Origin of the sequence: Duganella callida (assembly GCF_004614165.1) — a bacterium.
GTDB classification, from domain to species: Bacteria; Pseudomonadota; Gammaproteobacteria; order Burkholderiales; family Burkholderiaceae_D; genus Rugamonas; species Rugamonas callida.
The window spans coordinates 21,159-37,864 of sequence record NZ_SPVG01000122.1 but is presented as its reverse complement, the minus strand read 5'-3'; the positions used below and the strand labels follow the sequence as shown (position 1 = coordinate 37,864).

11 protein-coding genes are annotated in these 16,706 nt (G+C 65.4%); 9 read left to right on the top strand and 2 right to left on the bottom strand.

All coding sequences use genetic code 11. The annotated features are described in order from the left end of the window. On the top strand, positions 1 to 5,179 hold a 5,179-nt coding region (locus E4L98_RS12175), incomplete at its 5' end, for a glycoside hydrolase family 94 protein (protein WP_307722113.1). Here the strand turns inward: E4L98_RS12175 and E4L98_RS12170 are convergent. Beyond that, positions 5,150 to 5,725: a TMEM165/GDT1 family protein gene (locus tag E4L98_RS12170; protein WP_135201821.1), complete on the bottom strand. Its 576-nt coding sequence runs from the start codon at positions 5,723 to 5,725 to the stop codon at positions 5,150 to 5,152. The two genes, E4L98_RS12175 and E4L98_RS12170, sit on opposite strands and share 30 nt — an antisense overlap. Before the next feature lie 295 nt (positions 5,726 to 6,020). Here E4L98_RS12170 and E4L98_RS12165 point away from each other — a divergent pair, with 295 nt between their 5' ends. The 3 genes from E4L98_RS12165 to panD all read left to right on the top strand — a co-directional run bounded on the left by E4L98_RS12165 (position 6,021) and on the right by panD (position 10,008). Beyond that, positions 6,021 to 7,874, top strand: coding sequence for a M1 family metallopeptidase (locus tag E4L98_RS12165; RefSeq protein WP_135201820.1), 1,854 nt, complete (start codon positions 6,021 to 6,023; stop codon positions 7,872 to 7,874). Beyond that, positions 7,871 to 9,472, top strand: a complete 1,602-nt coding sequence (locus E4L98_RS12160) for a serine hydrolase (RefSeq protein WP_135201819.1) — start codon at positions 7,871 to 7,873, stop codon at positions 9,470 to 9,472. The genes E4L98_RS12165 and E4L98_RS12160 overlap by 4 nt, the downstream gene beginning before the upstream one ends. Positions 9,473 to 9,648: 176 nt before the next feature. Beyond that, entirely contained in the window at positions 9,649 to 10,008 is a 360-nt protein-coding gene (gene panD / locus E4L98_RS12155) for an aspartate 1-decarboxylase (RefSeq protein WP_135201818.1), read from the top strand. A gap of 42 nt (positions 10,009 to 10,050) precedes the next feature. Here the strand turns inward: panD and E4L98_RS12150 are convergent, their stop codons facing one another. Beyond that, a complete protein-coding gene (locus tag E4L98_RS12150) occupies positions 10,051 to 10,671 on the bottom strand; it encodes a Crp/Fnr family transcriptional regulator (RefSeq protein WP_229257370.1) in 621 nt (206 codons plus the stop codon). A gap of 249 nt (positions 10,672 to 10,920) precedes the next feature. On the opposite strand from E4L98_RS12150, the gene E4L98_RS12145 reads away from it, so the two are divergent. The 5 genes from E4L98_RS12145 (at position 10,921) to E4L98_RS12125 (ending at position 16,698) form a co-directional block, all read left to right on the top strand. Further along, positions 10,921 to 12,522: a methyl-accepting chemotaxis protein gene (locus E4L98_RS12145; RefSeq protein ID WP_135201817.1), complete on the top strand. Its 1,602-nt coding sequence runs from the start codon at positions 10,921 to 10,923 to the stop codon at positions 12,520 to 12,522. Positions 12,523 to 12,675: 153 nt separating this feature from the next. Continuing rightward, positions 12,676 to 13,824, top strand: a complete 1,149-nt coding sequence (locus E4L98_RS12140; protein ID WP_229257369.1) for a methyl-accepting chemotaxis protein — start codon at positions 12,676 to 12,678, stop codon at positions 13,822 to 13,824. Positions 13,825 to 13,838: 14 nt separating this feature from the next. Further along, complete coding sequence (locus E4L98_RS12135) at positions 13,839 to 14,207, top strand: response regulator (protein ID WP_135201815.1); 369 nt, start codon at positions 13,839 to 13,841, stop codon at positions 14,205 to 14,207. Between the two features lie 18 nt (positions 14,208 to 14,225). Beyond that, positions 14,226 to 14,522 (top strand): STAS domain-containing protein, encoded by a 297-nt coding sequence (locus E4L98_RS12130; RefSeq protein WP_135201814.1) that lies wholly within the window; start codon positions 14,226 to 14,228, stop codon positions 14,520 to 14,522. 10 nt (positions 14,523 to 14,532) lie between these two features. Then, on the top strand, positions 14,533 to 16,698 hold the full coding sequence (locus E4L98_RS12125) for a chemotaxis protein CheA (RefSeq protein ID WP_135201813.1): 2,166 nt from the start codon (positions 14,533 to 14,535) through the stop codon (positions 16,696 to 16,698). The last annotated feature ends 8 nt before the right edge of the window (positions 16,699 to 16,706 follow it).

The window sequence follows — 16,706 nt, the reverse complement described above, 5'->3', positions numbered from 1 at the left end:
GGCGGTGCTGGCCGCGCTGTCGCCGGCGCCCGACGCCGGCAACCTGCAGCAGCTGTACGCCTGGCTGACGCACCTGGCCGAGGCGGTCGACGCCTTCCTGCCGCAGGCCGGCCTGCACAGCGAGGCGGCCAGCATGTGGGCCGCCTCGCTGGCGCAGCAAACCCACGCCGCGCTCGATGAACTGAACGCCATGACGCCGTGGGCGGCGCTGAAAGCCGACGCCATCTTCGACACCAGCCTGACGCGCATGCCGACCCTGCGCGAACTGGCGGCCATGGCGCGCAACGCCAACAACAACGGCACCGACCTGGCGCCGGACGAACGCGAACGCCAGCAGAAACTGGCGCAGCTGTTCGAGCAGGGCAGCACCGCCGCGCACGAGCGCATGCGCGCGCTGGCCGATCTGGCGCAGCGCTGCGGCGGCTTCGCCCAGATGGAATATGGCTTCCTGTTCAACCCGACCACCAACCTGCTGGCGATCGGCTACAACGTCACCGAGCGGCGCCTGGACGCCAGCTACTACGACCTGCTGGCGTCGGAAGTGCGCCTGGCCAGTTTCGTCGCCATCGCCCAGGGCCAGCTGCCGCAGGAGCACTGGTTCGCGCTGGGCCGCCAGCTGTGCATCGTCGCCGGCAAGCCGGTGCTGCTGTCGTGGAGCGGCTCGATGTTCGAGTACCTGATGCCGCTGCTGGTGATGCCGAATTATCCGAGCACCCTGCTGGACCAGACCTACCAGTCGGTGATCGACGCCCAGATCGATTACGGCAAGCGCCGCAACGTGCCGTGGGGGATTTCCGAGTCCGGCTACAACACCGTGGACGCCGCCCTCAATTACCAGTACCGCGCCTTCGGCGTGCCGGGACTGGGCCTGAAGCGCGGCCTGGCCGACGACCTGGTGATCGCGCCGTACGCCTCGATGATGGGCCTGATGGTGCAGCCGGAAGCCTCCTGCGCCAACCTGCAGCGCATGGCGGAACTGGGCTTCATGGGCCGTTACGGTTTCTACGAGGCGGTCGATTACACCGCCTCGCGCCTGCCGCGCGGCCAGGCGTACGCCATCGTCCGTTCGTTCATGGTGCACCACCAGGGCATGGGCTTCCTGGCGCTCAGCTACCTGCTGCACGACCGGCCGATGCAGCGCCGCTTCGAATCCGATCCGCTGCTGCAATCGACCCTGCTGGTGCTGCAGGAACGCAGCCCGCAGGCCGGCGCCTTCTATTCCAACACCACCGAGCTGGCGGCGATCCGCAGCACCGCGCCGGAGCAGTCGATGCCGATGCGCGTGCTGACCCAGCACTCGACGCAGGTGCCGGAAACCCAGCTGCTGTCCAACGGCCGCTATCACGTCATGGTCACCAATTCCGGCGGCAGCTACAGCCGCTGGAAGGACCTGGCCGTGACCCGCTGGCGCGAGGACATCACGCGCGACAACTGGGGCAACTTCTGCTACGTGCGCGACGTCGACGACGGCGAATACTGGTCGACCACCTATCAGCCGACGCTGGTCGATCCGCGCAAGTACGAAGTCATCTTCTCCGAGGGCCGCGCCGAGTTCCGCCGCAGCGACCGCCACATCGACCTGTACACGGAAATCGTGGTGTCGCCGGAAGACGATATCGAACTGCGGCGCACCCGCATCACCAACAAGTCGGACCGCGTGCGCACCATCGAGGTGACCAGCTTTGCCGAAGTGGTGATGGCGCCGGCCGCGGCCGACAACGCCCACCCGGCGTTCAGCAAGCTGTTCGTGCAGACCGAGATTCTGCCGCAGGAAAACGCCATCCTGTGCACCCGCCGTCCGCGCGGCGCCAACGAGGCGATGCCGTGGATGATGCACGCCATGGTGGTGCACGACGCGCCGGTAAAGGATGTGTCGTTCGAAACCGACCGTTCGCGCTTCATCGGCCGCGGCAACACGGCCGCCAACCCGGCCGCCATGCGGAACCGAGGCCCGCTGAGCGGCGCCGAAGGCTCGGTGCTGGACCCGGTGGTGGCGATCCGCTACACCATCACGCTGCAGCCGGACCAGTATGCGACGGTGGACATCGTCACCGGCATGACCGAGCAGCGCGACGCGGCGTTGCACCTGATCGACAAGTATCAGGACCGCCACCTGGCCGACCGCGTGTTCGAGCTGGCCTGGACCCACAGCCAGGTGGTGCTGCGCCAGCTGAACGCCAGCGAGAGCGACGGCCAGCTGTACGGCCGCCTGGCCAACTCGGTGATCTACCCGAATTCCGCCCTGCGCGCCGACGCGGCGACCCTGATCAAGAACCAGCGCGGCCAGTCCGGCCTGTGGGCGTACGCGATTTCGGGCGACCTGCCGATCGTGCTGTTGCAGATCAAGGACGTGGCCAACATCGAACTGGCGCGGCAGATGGTGCAGGCGCACGCCTACTGGCGCCTGAAGGGGCTGGTGGTGGACCTGGTGATCTGGTACGAGGACCAGTCGGGCTACCGCCAGGCGCTGCACGACCAGATCATGGGCCTGATCGCCTCCGGCATCGACGCCCAGGCCATCGACCGGCCGGGCGGCATCTTCGTGCGCCTGGTCGAACAGATCTCCAACGAGGACCGGGTGCTGATGCAGACCGTGGCGCGCGTGATCATCAGCGATGCGCGCGGTACGCTGGCCGAGCAGATCAAGCGTCCCGGCGCGCCGTCGATGCGCATGCCGCCGTTGATGGCGGACAGCCGCGGCGAATACGCGGACGCCGGCCCGGTCACGCCGGTGCCGCACAACCTGCAGATCGAAAACGGCATCGGCGGCTTTACCGAGGATGGGCGCGAATACGTGATCGTCACCAGCGACAGCCAGCGCACGCCGGCGCCGTGGTCGAACGTGCTGGCCAATCCGCAGTTCGGCACGGTGATCTCGGAAAGCGGCCAGGCCTACACCTGGCACGAGAATGCGCACGAGTACCGGCTGACGCCATGGCATAACGATCCGGTCAGCGACGCCAGCGGCGAAGCGTTCTACCTGCGCGACGAGCAGAGCGGCCAGTTCTGGTCGCCGACGGCGCTGCCGGCGCGCGGCAACGGCACTTATGTCACGCGCCACGGCTTCGGCTACAGCGTGTTCGAACATACCGAGGCCGGCATCCACAGCGAGATGACCACCTTCGTCGCCACCGACGCGCCGATCAAGTACACCGTGCTGAAAGTGCGTAACGATTCGCTGGTGCAGCGTCGGCTGTCGGCCTTCGGCTATGTCGAGTGGGTGCTGGGCGACATGCGCTCCAAATCGGGCATGCACATCGTCACCGAGGCCGATCCGGTCAGCGGCGCGCTGTTCGCCAAGAACGCCTACAACACGGAGTTCAGCGGCCGCGTGGCCTTCTTCAATTGCGACGCCTCGCTGCGCAGCGTGACCGGCGACCGCACCGAATTCCTCGGCCGTAACGGCTCGCTGGCGGCGCCGGCCGCGCTGCGTCGCTCGCGCCTGTCGGGCAAGATCGGCGCCGGCCTCGATGCCTGCGCCGCGATCCAGGCGCCGTTCGACCTGCTGCCGGGCCAGGAACGCGAGATCGTGTTCGTGCTGGGTGTGGGCGGCCGCCGCAATGCGGACGCCAGCAGCCTGGTACAAAAGCACCGCAGCGCCGGCGCCGCGCAGGAAGCGCTGGCCGCCGTGCACGCGCACTGGGAACAGACGCTGGGCGCGGTGCGCATCGACACGCCGGAGAAGGAGCTGGACATGCTGGCCAACGGCTGGCTGATGTACCAGACCATCGCCTGCCGCATCTGGGCGCGCAGCGGCTACTACCAGTCCGGCGGCGCCTTCGGCTTCCGCGACCAGCTGCAGGACGCGATGGCCACCGTGCATACCCAGCCGCAGCTGCTGCGCGACCAGCTGATGCTGTGCGCCGCGCACCAGTTCCTGGAAGGCGACGTGCAGCACTGGTGGCATCCGCCGTCGGACCGCGGCGTGCGCACGCACTGCTCGGACGACTATCTGTGGCTGCCGCTGGGCGCCTGGCGCTACGTCAGCACCACCGGCGACATGAGCGTGCTGGATGAAACCGCGCCTTATCTGGAGGGCCGTGCGGTCAAGCCGGAAGAGGATTCCTACTACGACATGCCGGCCCGCTCGTCGGAACACGGCACGCTGTACGACCACTGCCAGCGCGCGATCCGCAACGGCCTGCGCTTCGGCCAGCACGGCCTGCCGCTGATCGGCTCCTGCGACTGGAACGACGGCATGGACAAGGTGGGCGAACATGGCAAAGGGGAGAGCGTGTGGCTGGCCTTCTTCCTGTGCGAAGTGCTCAAGCGCTTCGCCGAGGTGGCCGACCTGCGCAACGACGCCGAGTTCTCGGCCGAATGCCGCGAGCAGGCGCGCCGCATCGCCGCCAACGTCGAGCAGAACGCCTGGGATGGCGCATGGTACCGCCGCGCCTATTTCGACGACGGCACGCCGCTCGGTTCGCACACCAACGAGGAATGCCAGATCGATTCGATCTCGCAGAGCTGGGGCGTGCTGTCCGGCTCCGCCGATCCGCAGCGCGTGCGCGGCGCGATGGAACAGGTCAATCAGCGCCTGGTGCGACGCGATTCGGGCATCATACAACTGCTCGACCCGCCGTTCGACAAGGCCGGGCCGAATCCGGGCTACATCCGCGGTTATGTGCCGGGCGTGCGCGAGAACGGCGGCCAATACACCCATGCGGCGATCTGGACCGCGATGGCGTTCGCCAAACTGGGCGACAGCGAGCGCGCGTGGGAGCTGGCGCGCATGATCAATCCGGTGCATCACGGCGGCAGCGCCGAGAACAGCGCGCGCTACAAGGTGGAGCCGTATGTGGTGACGGCCGACGTCTACGCGGTGGCGCCGCACGTGGGGCGCGGCGGCTGGAGCTGGTACACCGGTTCCTCGGGCTGGATGTACCGCCTGATCCTGGAATCGCTGCTGGGGCTCACGCGCACCGCGCACCATCTGAAGCTGGAACCGCGCATGCCGCAGGACTGGACCACCTTCTCGCTGAGCTACCGCTACGGCAACGCCACCTACAACATCCGGGTGACCAAGGGCGCGACCGCCGCGCCTATCCTGACGGTGGACGGCGTGCCGCAGCATGACCAGATGGTGGAGCTGCGCGACAGCGGCAGCGCCCACCAGGTGGAACTGCTGGTGCCGGCGACGCCGGCGGGATCAGACGCCCAGGCTGGCGCCGGCGCCTAGCAGGGTGGCCACGCCCAGGATGGCGAAGATCAGCGCGGCAATGCCGTGCACCAGCTTGAGCGAGATCCTGTTGGCGATCCTGTCGCCGAAGTAGACCGCCGGCACGTTGGCCAGCATCATGCCCAGCGTGGTGCCGCATACCACGGCCACCACGCTGTGGTAGCGCGCCGCCAGCGCCACGGTGGCGACCTGGGTCTTGTCGCCCATCTCGGCCAGGAAGAAGGCGATCACGGTGGTCAGGAAGACGCCGTATTTCGCCAACTGGGTATCCTCGTCATCCAGCTTGTCCGGTATCAGCGTCCATGCGGCCATGGCCAGGAAGGATGCGCCCAGCACCCAGCGCAGAATGTCCGGTCCCAGCAGGCTGGTGATCCAGGCGCCGATGGCGGCGGCAAACGCGTGGTTGGCGATGGTCGACACGAAAATGCCGGCGACGATGGGCAAGGGACGGCGGAACCTGGCGGCGAGCACGAAGGCGAGCAGCTGGGTTTTGTCGCCGATTTCCGCAAGGGCGACGATACCGGTCGAAACGAGGAAGGCTTCCATGTGATGTGTGAAGGACGAGGGCCGGAACGATTAACCAATGACCCAGGCGCGGCTCCGGCCCTGTCGCATTGATTGGCCGCGTCTTGGTCATGGTCTCGTCAAGCCGCTGTAAAAGCTGGCCATCTGCGCCACGGTCTGCGGACCGATTATGTTGACACAGATTCTTGCGCCGGGGCGGCGCAAGCCGACTACTCCCCACGTGAAGCGGGCATGATAGCACAGCTCACCCGACACATACCAGATACAAGGCTATGGTATTCTGCTCCGCGCTTCAGACAACATTGAAAGTATCACCATGATCAAGAAGACTTTGGCCGCTGCCGTTTTCGCCGCGCTATCCGCGCTGACTGCGACCAGCGCTCACGCCGACCCGCTGAGCTATGCGCGTTACGACCAGGTGCGCACCACCGACCTGTATCTGGACCTGAAGGCGGACTTCAGCCACAAGACCCTGGCCGGCTACGCCGAGCTGACCCTGAACTGGATCGACAAATCGGCGCGCACGCTGGTGCTGGACACCAATGAGCTGAACGTCTCCAAGGTGCAGGTGCTGGCGGCCAATGGCCGCTGGAGCGCCGCCTCGTTCATGCTGGACAAGCTGGAGCTGCAGAAGGGCCGCGCGTTGCGCATCGCCCTGCCGTTCCAGCCGCAGAAGGTGCGCGTGTACTACCGCACCGCGCCGTCGGCCACCGCGCTGCAGTGGATGAACCCCGAGCAGACCATGTCCGGCAAGCGGCCGTTCATGTTCAGCCAGTCGGAAGAGATCAATGCCCGTTCCTGGGCACCGGTGCAGGATACGCCGGCGGTACGCTTCACCTACAGCGCCCGCATCGAGGCGCCGGCCGGCATGCGCGTGGTGATGAGCGCCGAGAACGACCCCAACGCCACTGGCGCCGGCGGCTGGAAGTTCAGGATGACGCAGCCGATTCCGTCCTACCTGCTGGCGATCGCCATCGGCGAACTGGATGTGCGTCCGGTCGGCCCGCGCTCCGCCGTGTACGCCGAGCCGCAGCGCATCGAGGCCGCCGCCAATGAGCTGGTCGACACCGAGAAGATGATCGCCGCCGCCGAGAGCCTGTACGGCCCGTACCGGTGGGAGCGTTACGACATGATCGTGCTGCCGCCGTCGTTCCCGATCGGCGGCATGGAAAACCCGCGCATGACCTTCCTGACCCCGACCATGATCGCCGGCGACCGCAGCCTGGTCGACCTGATCGCGCACGAACTGGCGCACTCGTGGTCCGGCAACCTGGTGACCAACGCCTCGTGGAAGCACTTCTGGCTGAACGAGGGCTTCACCACCTACGTCACCACCCGCATCGTCGAGAAGCTGTACGGCGAGGAAGTGGCGGAGATGAACCTGCAGGTGGAACAGGAAGAGGCCATGGCCTCGCTGGCCGGCATCCCGGCGGCGAAACAGGCGCTGGTCTCGCGCGACCCGGACACCAGCGCGGCCACCTATACCGACAGTGGCCTGGTGTATCCGAAGGGCGCCTGGCTGCTGCGCACCCTGGAGCAGCGCGCCGGCCGCGAGGTGTTCGATCCCTTCCTGCGCGGCTGGTTCGACCAGCACGCGTTCCAGTCGGCCACCACCGACGAATTCGTCGACTATCTGAAGAAGAACCTGCTGGCCGCGCATCCGGAGGTGATGACCCAGGCCGAGCTGGAGGAATGGCTGTACGGCGCGGGCATCCCGGCCAGCGCCAAACATGCGGCGTCGGCGCGCCTGGCGGCGCTGGACGCGCAGCGCAGCGCATGGCTGAAGGGTGAACTGCCCACCGCGGATCTGAGCGCGCGCAGCTGGATCGCGCTGGAGTGGATGCACTTCCTGAACGATATCAACGGCAAGGCCACTGCCCAGCAGATGCAGGAGCTGGACCAGAACTTCGGCGTCGGCAAGACCGGCAACAATGAAATCGCCTATCGTTTCTTCCTGGCGTCGGTGCAGGCCGGTTACAACGTGCGCGAACCGCTCAACAAGTTCCTGCTCAGCGTGGGCCGCCAGAAGTTCGTGGTGCCGCTGTACACCGCGCTGCTGAAGAACGCCAACGAGAAGGATTGGGCCAAGGGCGTGTATGCCAAGGCGCGTTCGCACTACCACCCCGAAACCCAGACTTCGGTCGACAAAGCATTCAAGAAAGCACAATGAAATTCCATCGCACTTTCGCGGCCGGCGCCCTGACGCTGGCCGTTCTGGGCGCGCTGGCCGGCATGCCGGCCGCTGTCGCCGCCAACGCGTCGGCCGCCGCCGCCGTCCCCGCCTTCAATCTCGACGCCGACGTCAACCGCGCGCTGAAAACCTTCGACGTGCCGGGCATGGCCATCGCCATCGTCAAGGATGGCAAGGTGGTCGCGGCCAAGGGTTACGGCGTGCGCAAGCTGGGCGAGTCCACGCCGGTGGACGGCAAGACGCTGTTTGAAATCGCCTCCAATTCCAAGGCCTTCACGGCCGCCGCGCTGGCGATGCTGGTCGACCAGGGCAAGATCGCCTGGGACGATCCGGTCACCAAACACCTGCCGGGCTTCCAGATGTACGACTCCTACGTCACCGGCCAGATGACGGTGCGCGACCTGCTGACCCACCGCAGTGGCCTGGGCCTGGGCGCCGGCGACCTGCTGTGGTGGCCGAGCACGCAGTTCAGCACCGACGAGATCATCGCCAGGCTGCGCTACGTGAAGCCGTCGACCAGCTTCCGCGCCAGCTACGCCTACGACAACCTGCTGTACATCGTCGCCGGCAAGATCGTCGCCGAGAAAGCCGGCAAGCCGTGGGGCGCGGCCATCCAGGAGCAGATCCTCGACCCGCTGGGCATGCGCGGCACGAAAACCAGCGTGGCCGACATGCTGGCCAGCGAAGACCACTCGGCGCCGCACAGCAAGATCAACGACAGGATATCGGTGGTGAAACCGATGCCGGTGCCGAACGCGGTGGGCGCGGTGGGCATCAACACCAATGCCGAAGACATCGCGCGCTGGATGAACCTCCTGCTCAACGGCGGCAAGATGGAGAACGGCAAACAGCTGTTCAGCGCGAAACAGGCGGCCGAGCTGTGGAGCGAGCAGACGCCGATGCGCATCCGCGAACCCAAGCCGGCGCTGGCGGCCACCAAGCCGAACTTCTTCGCCTATGGCCTGGGCTTCCAGCTGCGCGACTACAAGGGCCGCAAGATCGCCATGCACGGCGGCGCGCTGCAGGGTTTCTATTCAACGGTGCTGATGGTGCCGGAAGAGAAGCTGGGCATCGCCATCCTCACCAATGCCGAGAACAGCCCGGCCATGGCCTCGCTGTACTACCGCATCCTCGACCAATACCTGAAGGTGCAGCCGTCGGACTGGATCAAGCTGTACGCCGAGCAGGAGGCGGCGATGCACAAGGAGGAACTGGAGCGCCAGGGCAAGGAAACCACGGCGCGCGCGGCCACCTCGCAGCCGTCGCTGCCGCTGGCGGCCTATGACGGCGAGTACCAGGATGCCTGGTATGGCAAGGTCAGCATTCGTGACGAAGGCGGCAAGCACGTGATGCGCTTCGAGCGCACGCCGGACCTGACCGGCGAGCTGGAACACTTCCAGCACGACACCTTCATCGTGCGCTGGAAAGAGCGCAACTTCAACGCCGATGCCTACGTCACGTTCGCGCTGAACCCGGACGCCAGCATCGAGCGCATGAAGATGGCGCCGATCTCCACCGAGACGGATTTCAGCTACGACTTCCGCGACCTCGACTTCACCCCGGTAAAAGCCAACTAATCGGCAACTGATCGGGGACAGACCACGTTTTTGCAAGTTTTTGCGGCGTGCCGCAAAAACTTGCAAAAACGTGGTCTGTCCCCTGGTTGGTGGTAGGATATCGCCCTCGCGTCGCTGCCAGCGCATGGCCAGGATGCAAAGCTTGAACGATTACTACCAAGGGAAGAAGTATGTCTATGCAACGAGTTATGCTGCGCTCCAAGCTGCACCGGGTGGCGGTGACGCAGGCTGACCTGAACTACGAAGGGTCGTGCGGGATCGACCTGGATCTGCTGGAAGCGGCCGACATCTGGCCGAACGAAAAGATCGAACTGTATAACGTGAACAACGGTGAGCGTTTCGCCACCTATGCGATTCCGGGCCTGCGCGGCACCGGCGAGATTTCGCTGAACGGCGCCGCCGCCCGCAAGGCGCAGATCGGCGACCTGCTGATCATCTGCACCTACGCGCCGATGAGCGAACAGCAGGCGAAGGAATATACTCCCAAGCTGGTATTTGTCGACGACAAAAATAAAATCACCAGCATTAAAAAGTAATACCCAAAAACGAAAGGCGCTTTTAAAGCGCCTTTCGTTTTATTATTTGCCGTTACCGTCCTGCCGCAACAACTGGGACATATACTGCGGGGTAATCCCCAGGAACGACGCCACCACTTTCTGCGAAATGCGCTGTTCCAGTCCCGGATACTCGCGGCGGAAGGCATTCAGTCGGCCCTGCGCCGGCGAGGCGTTCAGATACAGCCGGCGGCTCTGGTCCATGATGCTGCGCTCGGCCGCACCCAGATAATAGTCGCGCAGCTGACTGTTGCGCGCATACAGCGCATTCACTTCGGCCCACTCCAGACGGTAGCCATGGATGGCCGTTTCCGCCAGCACGAAGTTCAGCGCCGGCAGCGATTCGCGCGAACGCAACAGGTCGTCGTGCGCCGCCACCGGTTCGCCGTCGGTCTGAAAATGCAGCGTCACCTCATTGCCCGCTTCCGTGATGAAGCCGGTGCGCGCGACGCCGCTGTGCAGCCAGTGCACGTACTGCGCCGGCGTGCCGATGCGCTGCAAATACTCGCCCTTGCGCATGCTGAATGGAATCGCCAGCGGCGCCAGCAGGCGCGAGGCTTCGTCGTACAGTTCTGGAGTGACGCCATAACGGCGCGATACGGTGTCTCGGTATTTCGCTCGGTGTTCTAGGAATGCAGTGCTCATGGCTGTAGTCGTAACGCGAATGGCTGAACGGGCAATATTGTGTTTTAAAACCCGCCATGTAAATAGCCGTACAAATGGAGAATTCAAAGTGTAAACGTTTTCACAGTCTGTGACTCAATATTTGTTGCAGATTAGAATGGAAATTAAAATATATTTTTCTATCCACTTGGTAACAGGCTTAACGATTAGTTGAAAACAATTACTGATTTCGCGTTACTATAGAAAAACAATCTGCGACGGAGACCCAGTATGAAAATCAGTGATCTCAGCATCGGCCGGCGTCTGGCGTTCGGCTTCGCCATCATCCTCGCCATCCTCATCCTCAACACGGCGCTCGGGATTTACCGTCTGCAGGGTGTGGCCGCGTCCACCCGCGACATGATGGCCACGCCGCTGGCCAAGGAGCGTCTGATCTCCGACTGGTACCGCACGGTGTTCGCCGGCATCCGCCGCACCACCGCCATCGCCAAGAGTTCCGACCCGTCGCTGGCCACCTTCTTTGCCGAGGAAGCCAAGGGCGGCACCGAGTTCGCGCAAAGCCTGATCAGCAAGATCGAGCAGCTGACCACCGACGACGACAGGCAGTTGATGGACCAGCTCAAGGAGCAGCGCAAGCTGTACGTCGGCTCGCGCGACAACGTCATGAAGGCCAAGGCCGCCGGCGACGCGGCGGAAGCGTCGCGCATCCTGGAGCAGATCTATCTGCCGGCCTCCAAGGGCTATGAAACGATGTTGCAGAAAATCCTGGACCACCAGCGCAAGGCCATCGACGAGGCCGCCGAGCGCATCGACCAGGTGGCGGCCCAAAGCCGCAATCTGCTGCTGGTGCTGGCGCTGCTGGTGGTGGGCTTCGGCGTGGTGTTCGCGTGGTGGCTGACCACCGGCATCACCGGTCCCATCAACGAGGCCGTGACGCGCGCCGAGTCGGTGGCCGGCGGCGACCTGACCTGTCCTGAACAGACCGATTTCAGCAAGGATGAAACGGGCAAGCTGCTGCACGCGCTGAACCGCATGTCGCAGAGCCTGGTGCGCATCGTCGGCGACGTGCGCAACGGCACCGACACCATCACCACCGCCTCGACCGAAATCGCGGCCGGCAACCTGGACCTGTCTTCGCGCACCGAGCAGCAGGCCAGTTCGCTGGAAGAGACTGCCTCATCAATGGAACAACTGACCAGCACCGTGCGCCAGAACGCCGAGAACGCGCGCCAGGCCAACCAGCTGGCCGCCAATGCGGCCGAGGTGGCGCAGCGCGGCGGCGCGGTGGTGTCGGACGTGGTGCAGACCATGGCCTCGATCGACGCCTCCTCGAAGAAGATCGTCGACATCATCGGCGTGATCGACGGCATCGCGTTCCAGACCAACATCCTGGCGCTGAACGCGGCGGTGGAAGCGGCCCGTGCCGGCGAGCAGGGCCGTGGCTTTGCCGTGGTGGCGTCGGAGGTGCGCAACCTGGCGCAGCGCTCGGCCGCCGCCGCGCGCGAAATCAAGGCGTTGATCGACGACTCGGTCGGCAAGGTCGACGACGGCACGCGGCTGGTAGGCCAGGCCGGCAGCACCATGGAAGAGGTGGTCGGCGCGATCCAGCGCGTGACCGCCATCATGGCCGAGATCAGCAACGCCAGCACCGAGCAGACCCACGGCATCGAACAGGTGAACATGGCGATCACGCAGATGGACCAGGTCACGCAGCAGAACGCGGCGCTGGTCGAGCAGGCCGCCGCCGCGGCCGACGCCATGCAGGAACAGGCGGCGCGGCTGGCATCCGCGGTCAGCATCTTCAAGCTGGGTGACGCGGCGACGGCGGCGCGCCCGGTCCTGCGCGCGCCGCGGCACGCGCTGCTGGCCTGACGCCCGAAGGTTGTATTGGTGCAACAGCGTCCGCGTTCGCGGATACAGGGTGGCACGCACCGGGATTTCTGCGATACAGTTGGATTTCAGGCGGCGCCCGCTCGCGGCGCCGGGCTCACAAAGAGGTGGCGTTCAGTGAAGAATCGAACCGGGGTGAGTAGCAAATTACTAGTGTACGGCCTGGCTGGCGCCGGCGCCTTGGGTACGGTTGTGGCCGGTTGGAGTAGCTGGGGTTGGCCTACCCTGATCTGGGCGGCGCTGCTGCTGGGCGCCGCCGCGTGGAGTACGCATGAGTCCGGTTTCAGCACGGCGGGCGGCGGCGCCTCCTCCGGCGACCATCCGATGATCGACGACTACCTGGCGGCGCGCGAGCGCTTCGGCGACGCCGTGTTGCCGGTGTGGGCGCGGCATATCGAAAACTCGCGCGCGCAGATGGAGGAAGCCATCGCCGACCTGGCGTCGCGCTTCTCCAACATCGTCGACCGCCTCGACAACGCGGTGCACGTGTCCAGCGGGGCAAATCAAGGCGGCTCGATGACCGAGGTGTTCGGCCGCAGCGAACGGCAACTGGGCTCGGTGGTCAGCTCGATGAAATCGGCGATGAGTTCCAAGCAGGCCATGCTGGCGCAGATCCGCGACCTGGAACGCTTTACGCGCGAGCTGCGCGGCATGGCCGAGGGCGTGGCCAGCATCGCCGCGCAAACCAATCTGCTGGCGCTGAACGCCGCCATCGAGGCGGCGCGCGCCGGCCCGGCGGGACGCGGCTTCGCCGTGGTGGCGCAGGAAGTGCGCATGCTGTCGGGCCGCTCGGCCGAAACCGGCAAGGAAATCTCCAACCGCGTCAACCAGATCAGCAGCGCCATCCTGGCCGCCAGCCAGGCCGCCGAACAGTCGAGCGAGGCGGAAGACAAATCGATGCAGTCGGCCGAGGGCATGATCGCCGCGGTGCTCGACGAATTCCGCCAGATGACCGACGCGCTGGTGCAGTCGTCCGATCAGCTGAAGCAGGAAAGCATCGGCATCCAGGGCGAGGTGGGCCAGGCGCTGGTGCAGTTGCAGTTCCAGGACCGCGTCAGCCAGGTGATGTCGCACGTGCGCGAGAACATGGAGCGCCTGCCGGCGCTGTTGCGCGAGAACCGCGCCCACTACGACGACAGCGGCGTGCTGGAACCGCTGGACCCCGACCGGCTGCTGCACGAACTGCAGAAAACCTATGCAATGGCGGAGGAGCACGCGGTGCACAGCGGCGCAAAACTCGCCGCCCCCGCCGCCGCCGAGGCGGATGAAATCACATTCTTCTGAGGGATAGATCAGACATGGCAAAGAGCATCATGGTGGTGGACGATTCGGCTTCCCTGCGTCAGGTGGTCGGCATCGCGTTGAAGGGCGCGGGTTACGATGTGATAGAAGCGCGCGACGGCGTCGATGCGCTGTCCAAATGCACGGGACAGAAGATCCACCTGGTGGTGTGCGACGTGAACATGCCCAACATGGACGGCATCACCTTCGTGCGCGAGTTCAAGCAACTGCCCAACTATAAATTCACGCCGGTGATCATGCTGACCACCGAATCGCAAGAGAGCAAGAAGGAAGAAGGCAAGGCGGCCGGCGCCAGGGCCTGGGTGGTCAAGCCGTTCAAGCCGGAGGTGCTGTTGGGCGCCGTTGCCAAGCTGGTGCTGCCATAATTCTATCCGGAGGCTGTGATGGCTGACGATGTGACCAGGATTGCCCTCGACGGCGAGATGAACATCTATCGCGCCGCCGACCTGAAAACCACCGTGATCGAGGCGCTGCGCAAGGCGCCGGTGCTGGAGATCGACCTGTCCGGCGTGACGGAACTGGACACCGCCGGCCTGCAGGTGCTGATGCTGGCCAAGCAGACCGCGGCGGCCGAACAGCGCGCGCTGCGCCTGGTGCGGCACAGCCCCGCCGTGGTGGAAATCTTCGAGATGCTGGACCTGGTCGCCTTCTTCGGCGACGCCGTGCTGATACACGCGTAAAGGGAATGCCATGAATCTGGACGAAGCGCTGCAGACATTTATCGCCGAGAGCCGCGAGCTGCTGGAAGAGATGGAAAACGCGCTGCTCAACGTCGATCTGGCCGGCGATCAGGGCGAGGCGATCAACGCCATCTTCCGCGCCGCGCACACCATCAAGGGTTCGGCGGGCCTGTTCAGCCTCGATCACATCGTCGCCTTCACCCACGTGGTGGAAAGCCTGCTCGACAAGGTGCGCGACGGCAGCGTGACGCTGAGCGACGAAATGGTGGTGCTGCTGCTGTCCTGCTGCGATTACCTGTCCGGCATGATCGACGCCCTGGCCGCCGGCCGCCACGAGCAGGACCCCGACACCGCGCCGGAAGGCGAGATGCTGCAGGAGCAGCTGCGCCGCCACATGGAGGGCGAAGCCGGCGCCGCCGCGCCGGCGGCATCGTCGCTGGCGGTGCACACTGAACCGCAACTGGAACGCATCGACCAGGAGCGCGGCGAAAGCGACTACTGGCACATCTCGCTGCGCTTCGGCCGCGTGGTGCTGCAGAACGGCATGGACCCCATCGCCTTCCTGCGCTACCTGGCCAAGCTGGGGCGCATCGTCGGCATCGCCACCATCCCCGACGCGCTGCCCCCGGCCGACGAGATGGATGCGGAACTGTGCTACCTCGGTTTCGAGATCGCCTTCGACAGCACGGCCGACCGCGAGGCCATCGCCGGCGTGTTCGAATTCGTGCAGGACGACTGCGAGATCCGCATCATCCCGCCGCACAGCAAGGTGTCCGAATATGTCAACCTGATCCGCGCGCTGCCGGAGCAGGCGGCGCGGCTGGGCGAGATCCTGGTGCGCTGCGGCAGCGTCACCGCGCACGAACTGCAAGAGGCGCTGCAGCAGCAGTCCGGGAAACCCAAGGATGCGCCGCCGCAGCAGTTGGGCGCGATCCTGGTCGATGCCGGCAACGTGCCGCCGGTGGTGGTGGAGGCGGCGCTGGCCAAGCAGAAGCAGGTCAGCGAACAGAAGGCGCAGGAGAGCCGCTCGATCCGCGTCGATTCCGACAAGCTCGATCGGCTGATCGACCTGGTGGGCGAATTGATCATCGCCGGCGCGCGCGCCAACATGATCGGCCAGCAGTTGCGCAACAGCGAACTGCTGGAGTGCACCTCGACCCTCACCGGGCTGGTGGAGGACGTGCGCGACGCCGCGCTGGAACTGCGCATGGTGAAGATCGGCGCCACCTTCAACCGCTTCCAGCGCGTGGTGCACGACGTCGCGCGCGAGCTGGGCAAGGATATCGGCCTGATCGTCGACGGCGAGGATTCGGAACTCGACAAGACCGTGGTGGAGAAGATCGGCGATCCGCTGATGCACCTGGTACGCAACGCCATGGACCACGGCATCGAGCCGGCCGAGGTGCGGGTGGCGGCCGGCAAGCCGGCGAAAGGCATGATCAAGCTGAACGCCTTCCACGAGTCGGGCAGCATCGTGATCGAGGTCAGCGACGACGGCGGCGGCCTGCGCAAGGAGAAAATCCTGGCCAAGGCGATCGAACGCGGGCTGGTCGACCCGGAGCGCAAGCTGAGCGACAGCGAAATCTACAACCTGATTTTCGAGGCCGGCTTTTCGACCGCCGAGAAGATCACCAACCTGTCCGGCCGCGGCGTCGGCATGGACGTGGTGAAGCGCAACATCCAGGCGCTGCGCGGCAGCGTGGACGTCAGCAGCCGCGAAGGGCAGGGCACCACCGTCACCGTGCGCCTGCCGCTGACGCTGGCGATCATCGACGGCTTCCTGGTGCAGGTGGGATCGTCGGTGTTCGTGATCCCGCTCGACATGATCGAGGAATGCATCGAATACGCCACCGAGCCGGGACAGGATTACAGCAACCTGCGCGGCCAGGTGCTGCCGTTCATCCGCCTGCGCGAGCTGTTCCGCATCGACGGCGCCAGCACGCGGCGCGAGAGCATCGTGGTGCTCAAGTTCGGCAACCAGCGCGCCGGCCTGGTGGTGGATACGCTGCTGGGCGAATTCCAGACCGTGATCAAGCCGTTGAGTCCCATCTTCAGCGAAGTCAAATGCATCAGCGGTTCCACCATCCTCGGTAACGGCGAGGTGGCGCTGATCATCGACGTGGCGGCGCTGATGCACACCGTCAGCGGCCGCGGCGCGGTGGCGCTGGCCGCATAAAGGAGGTT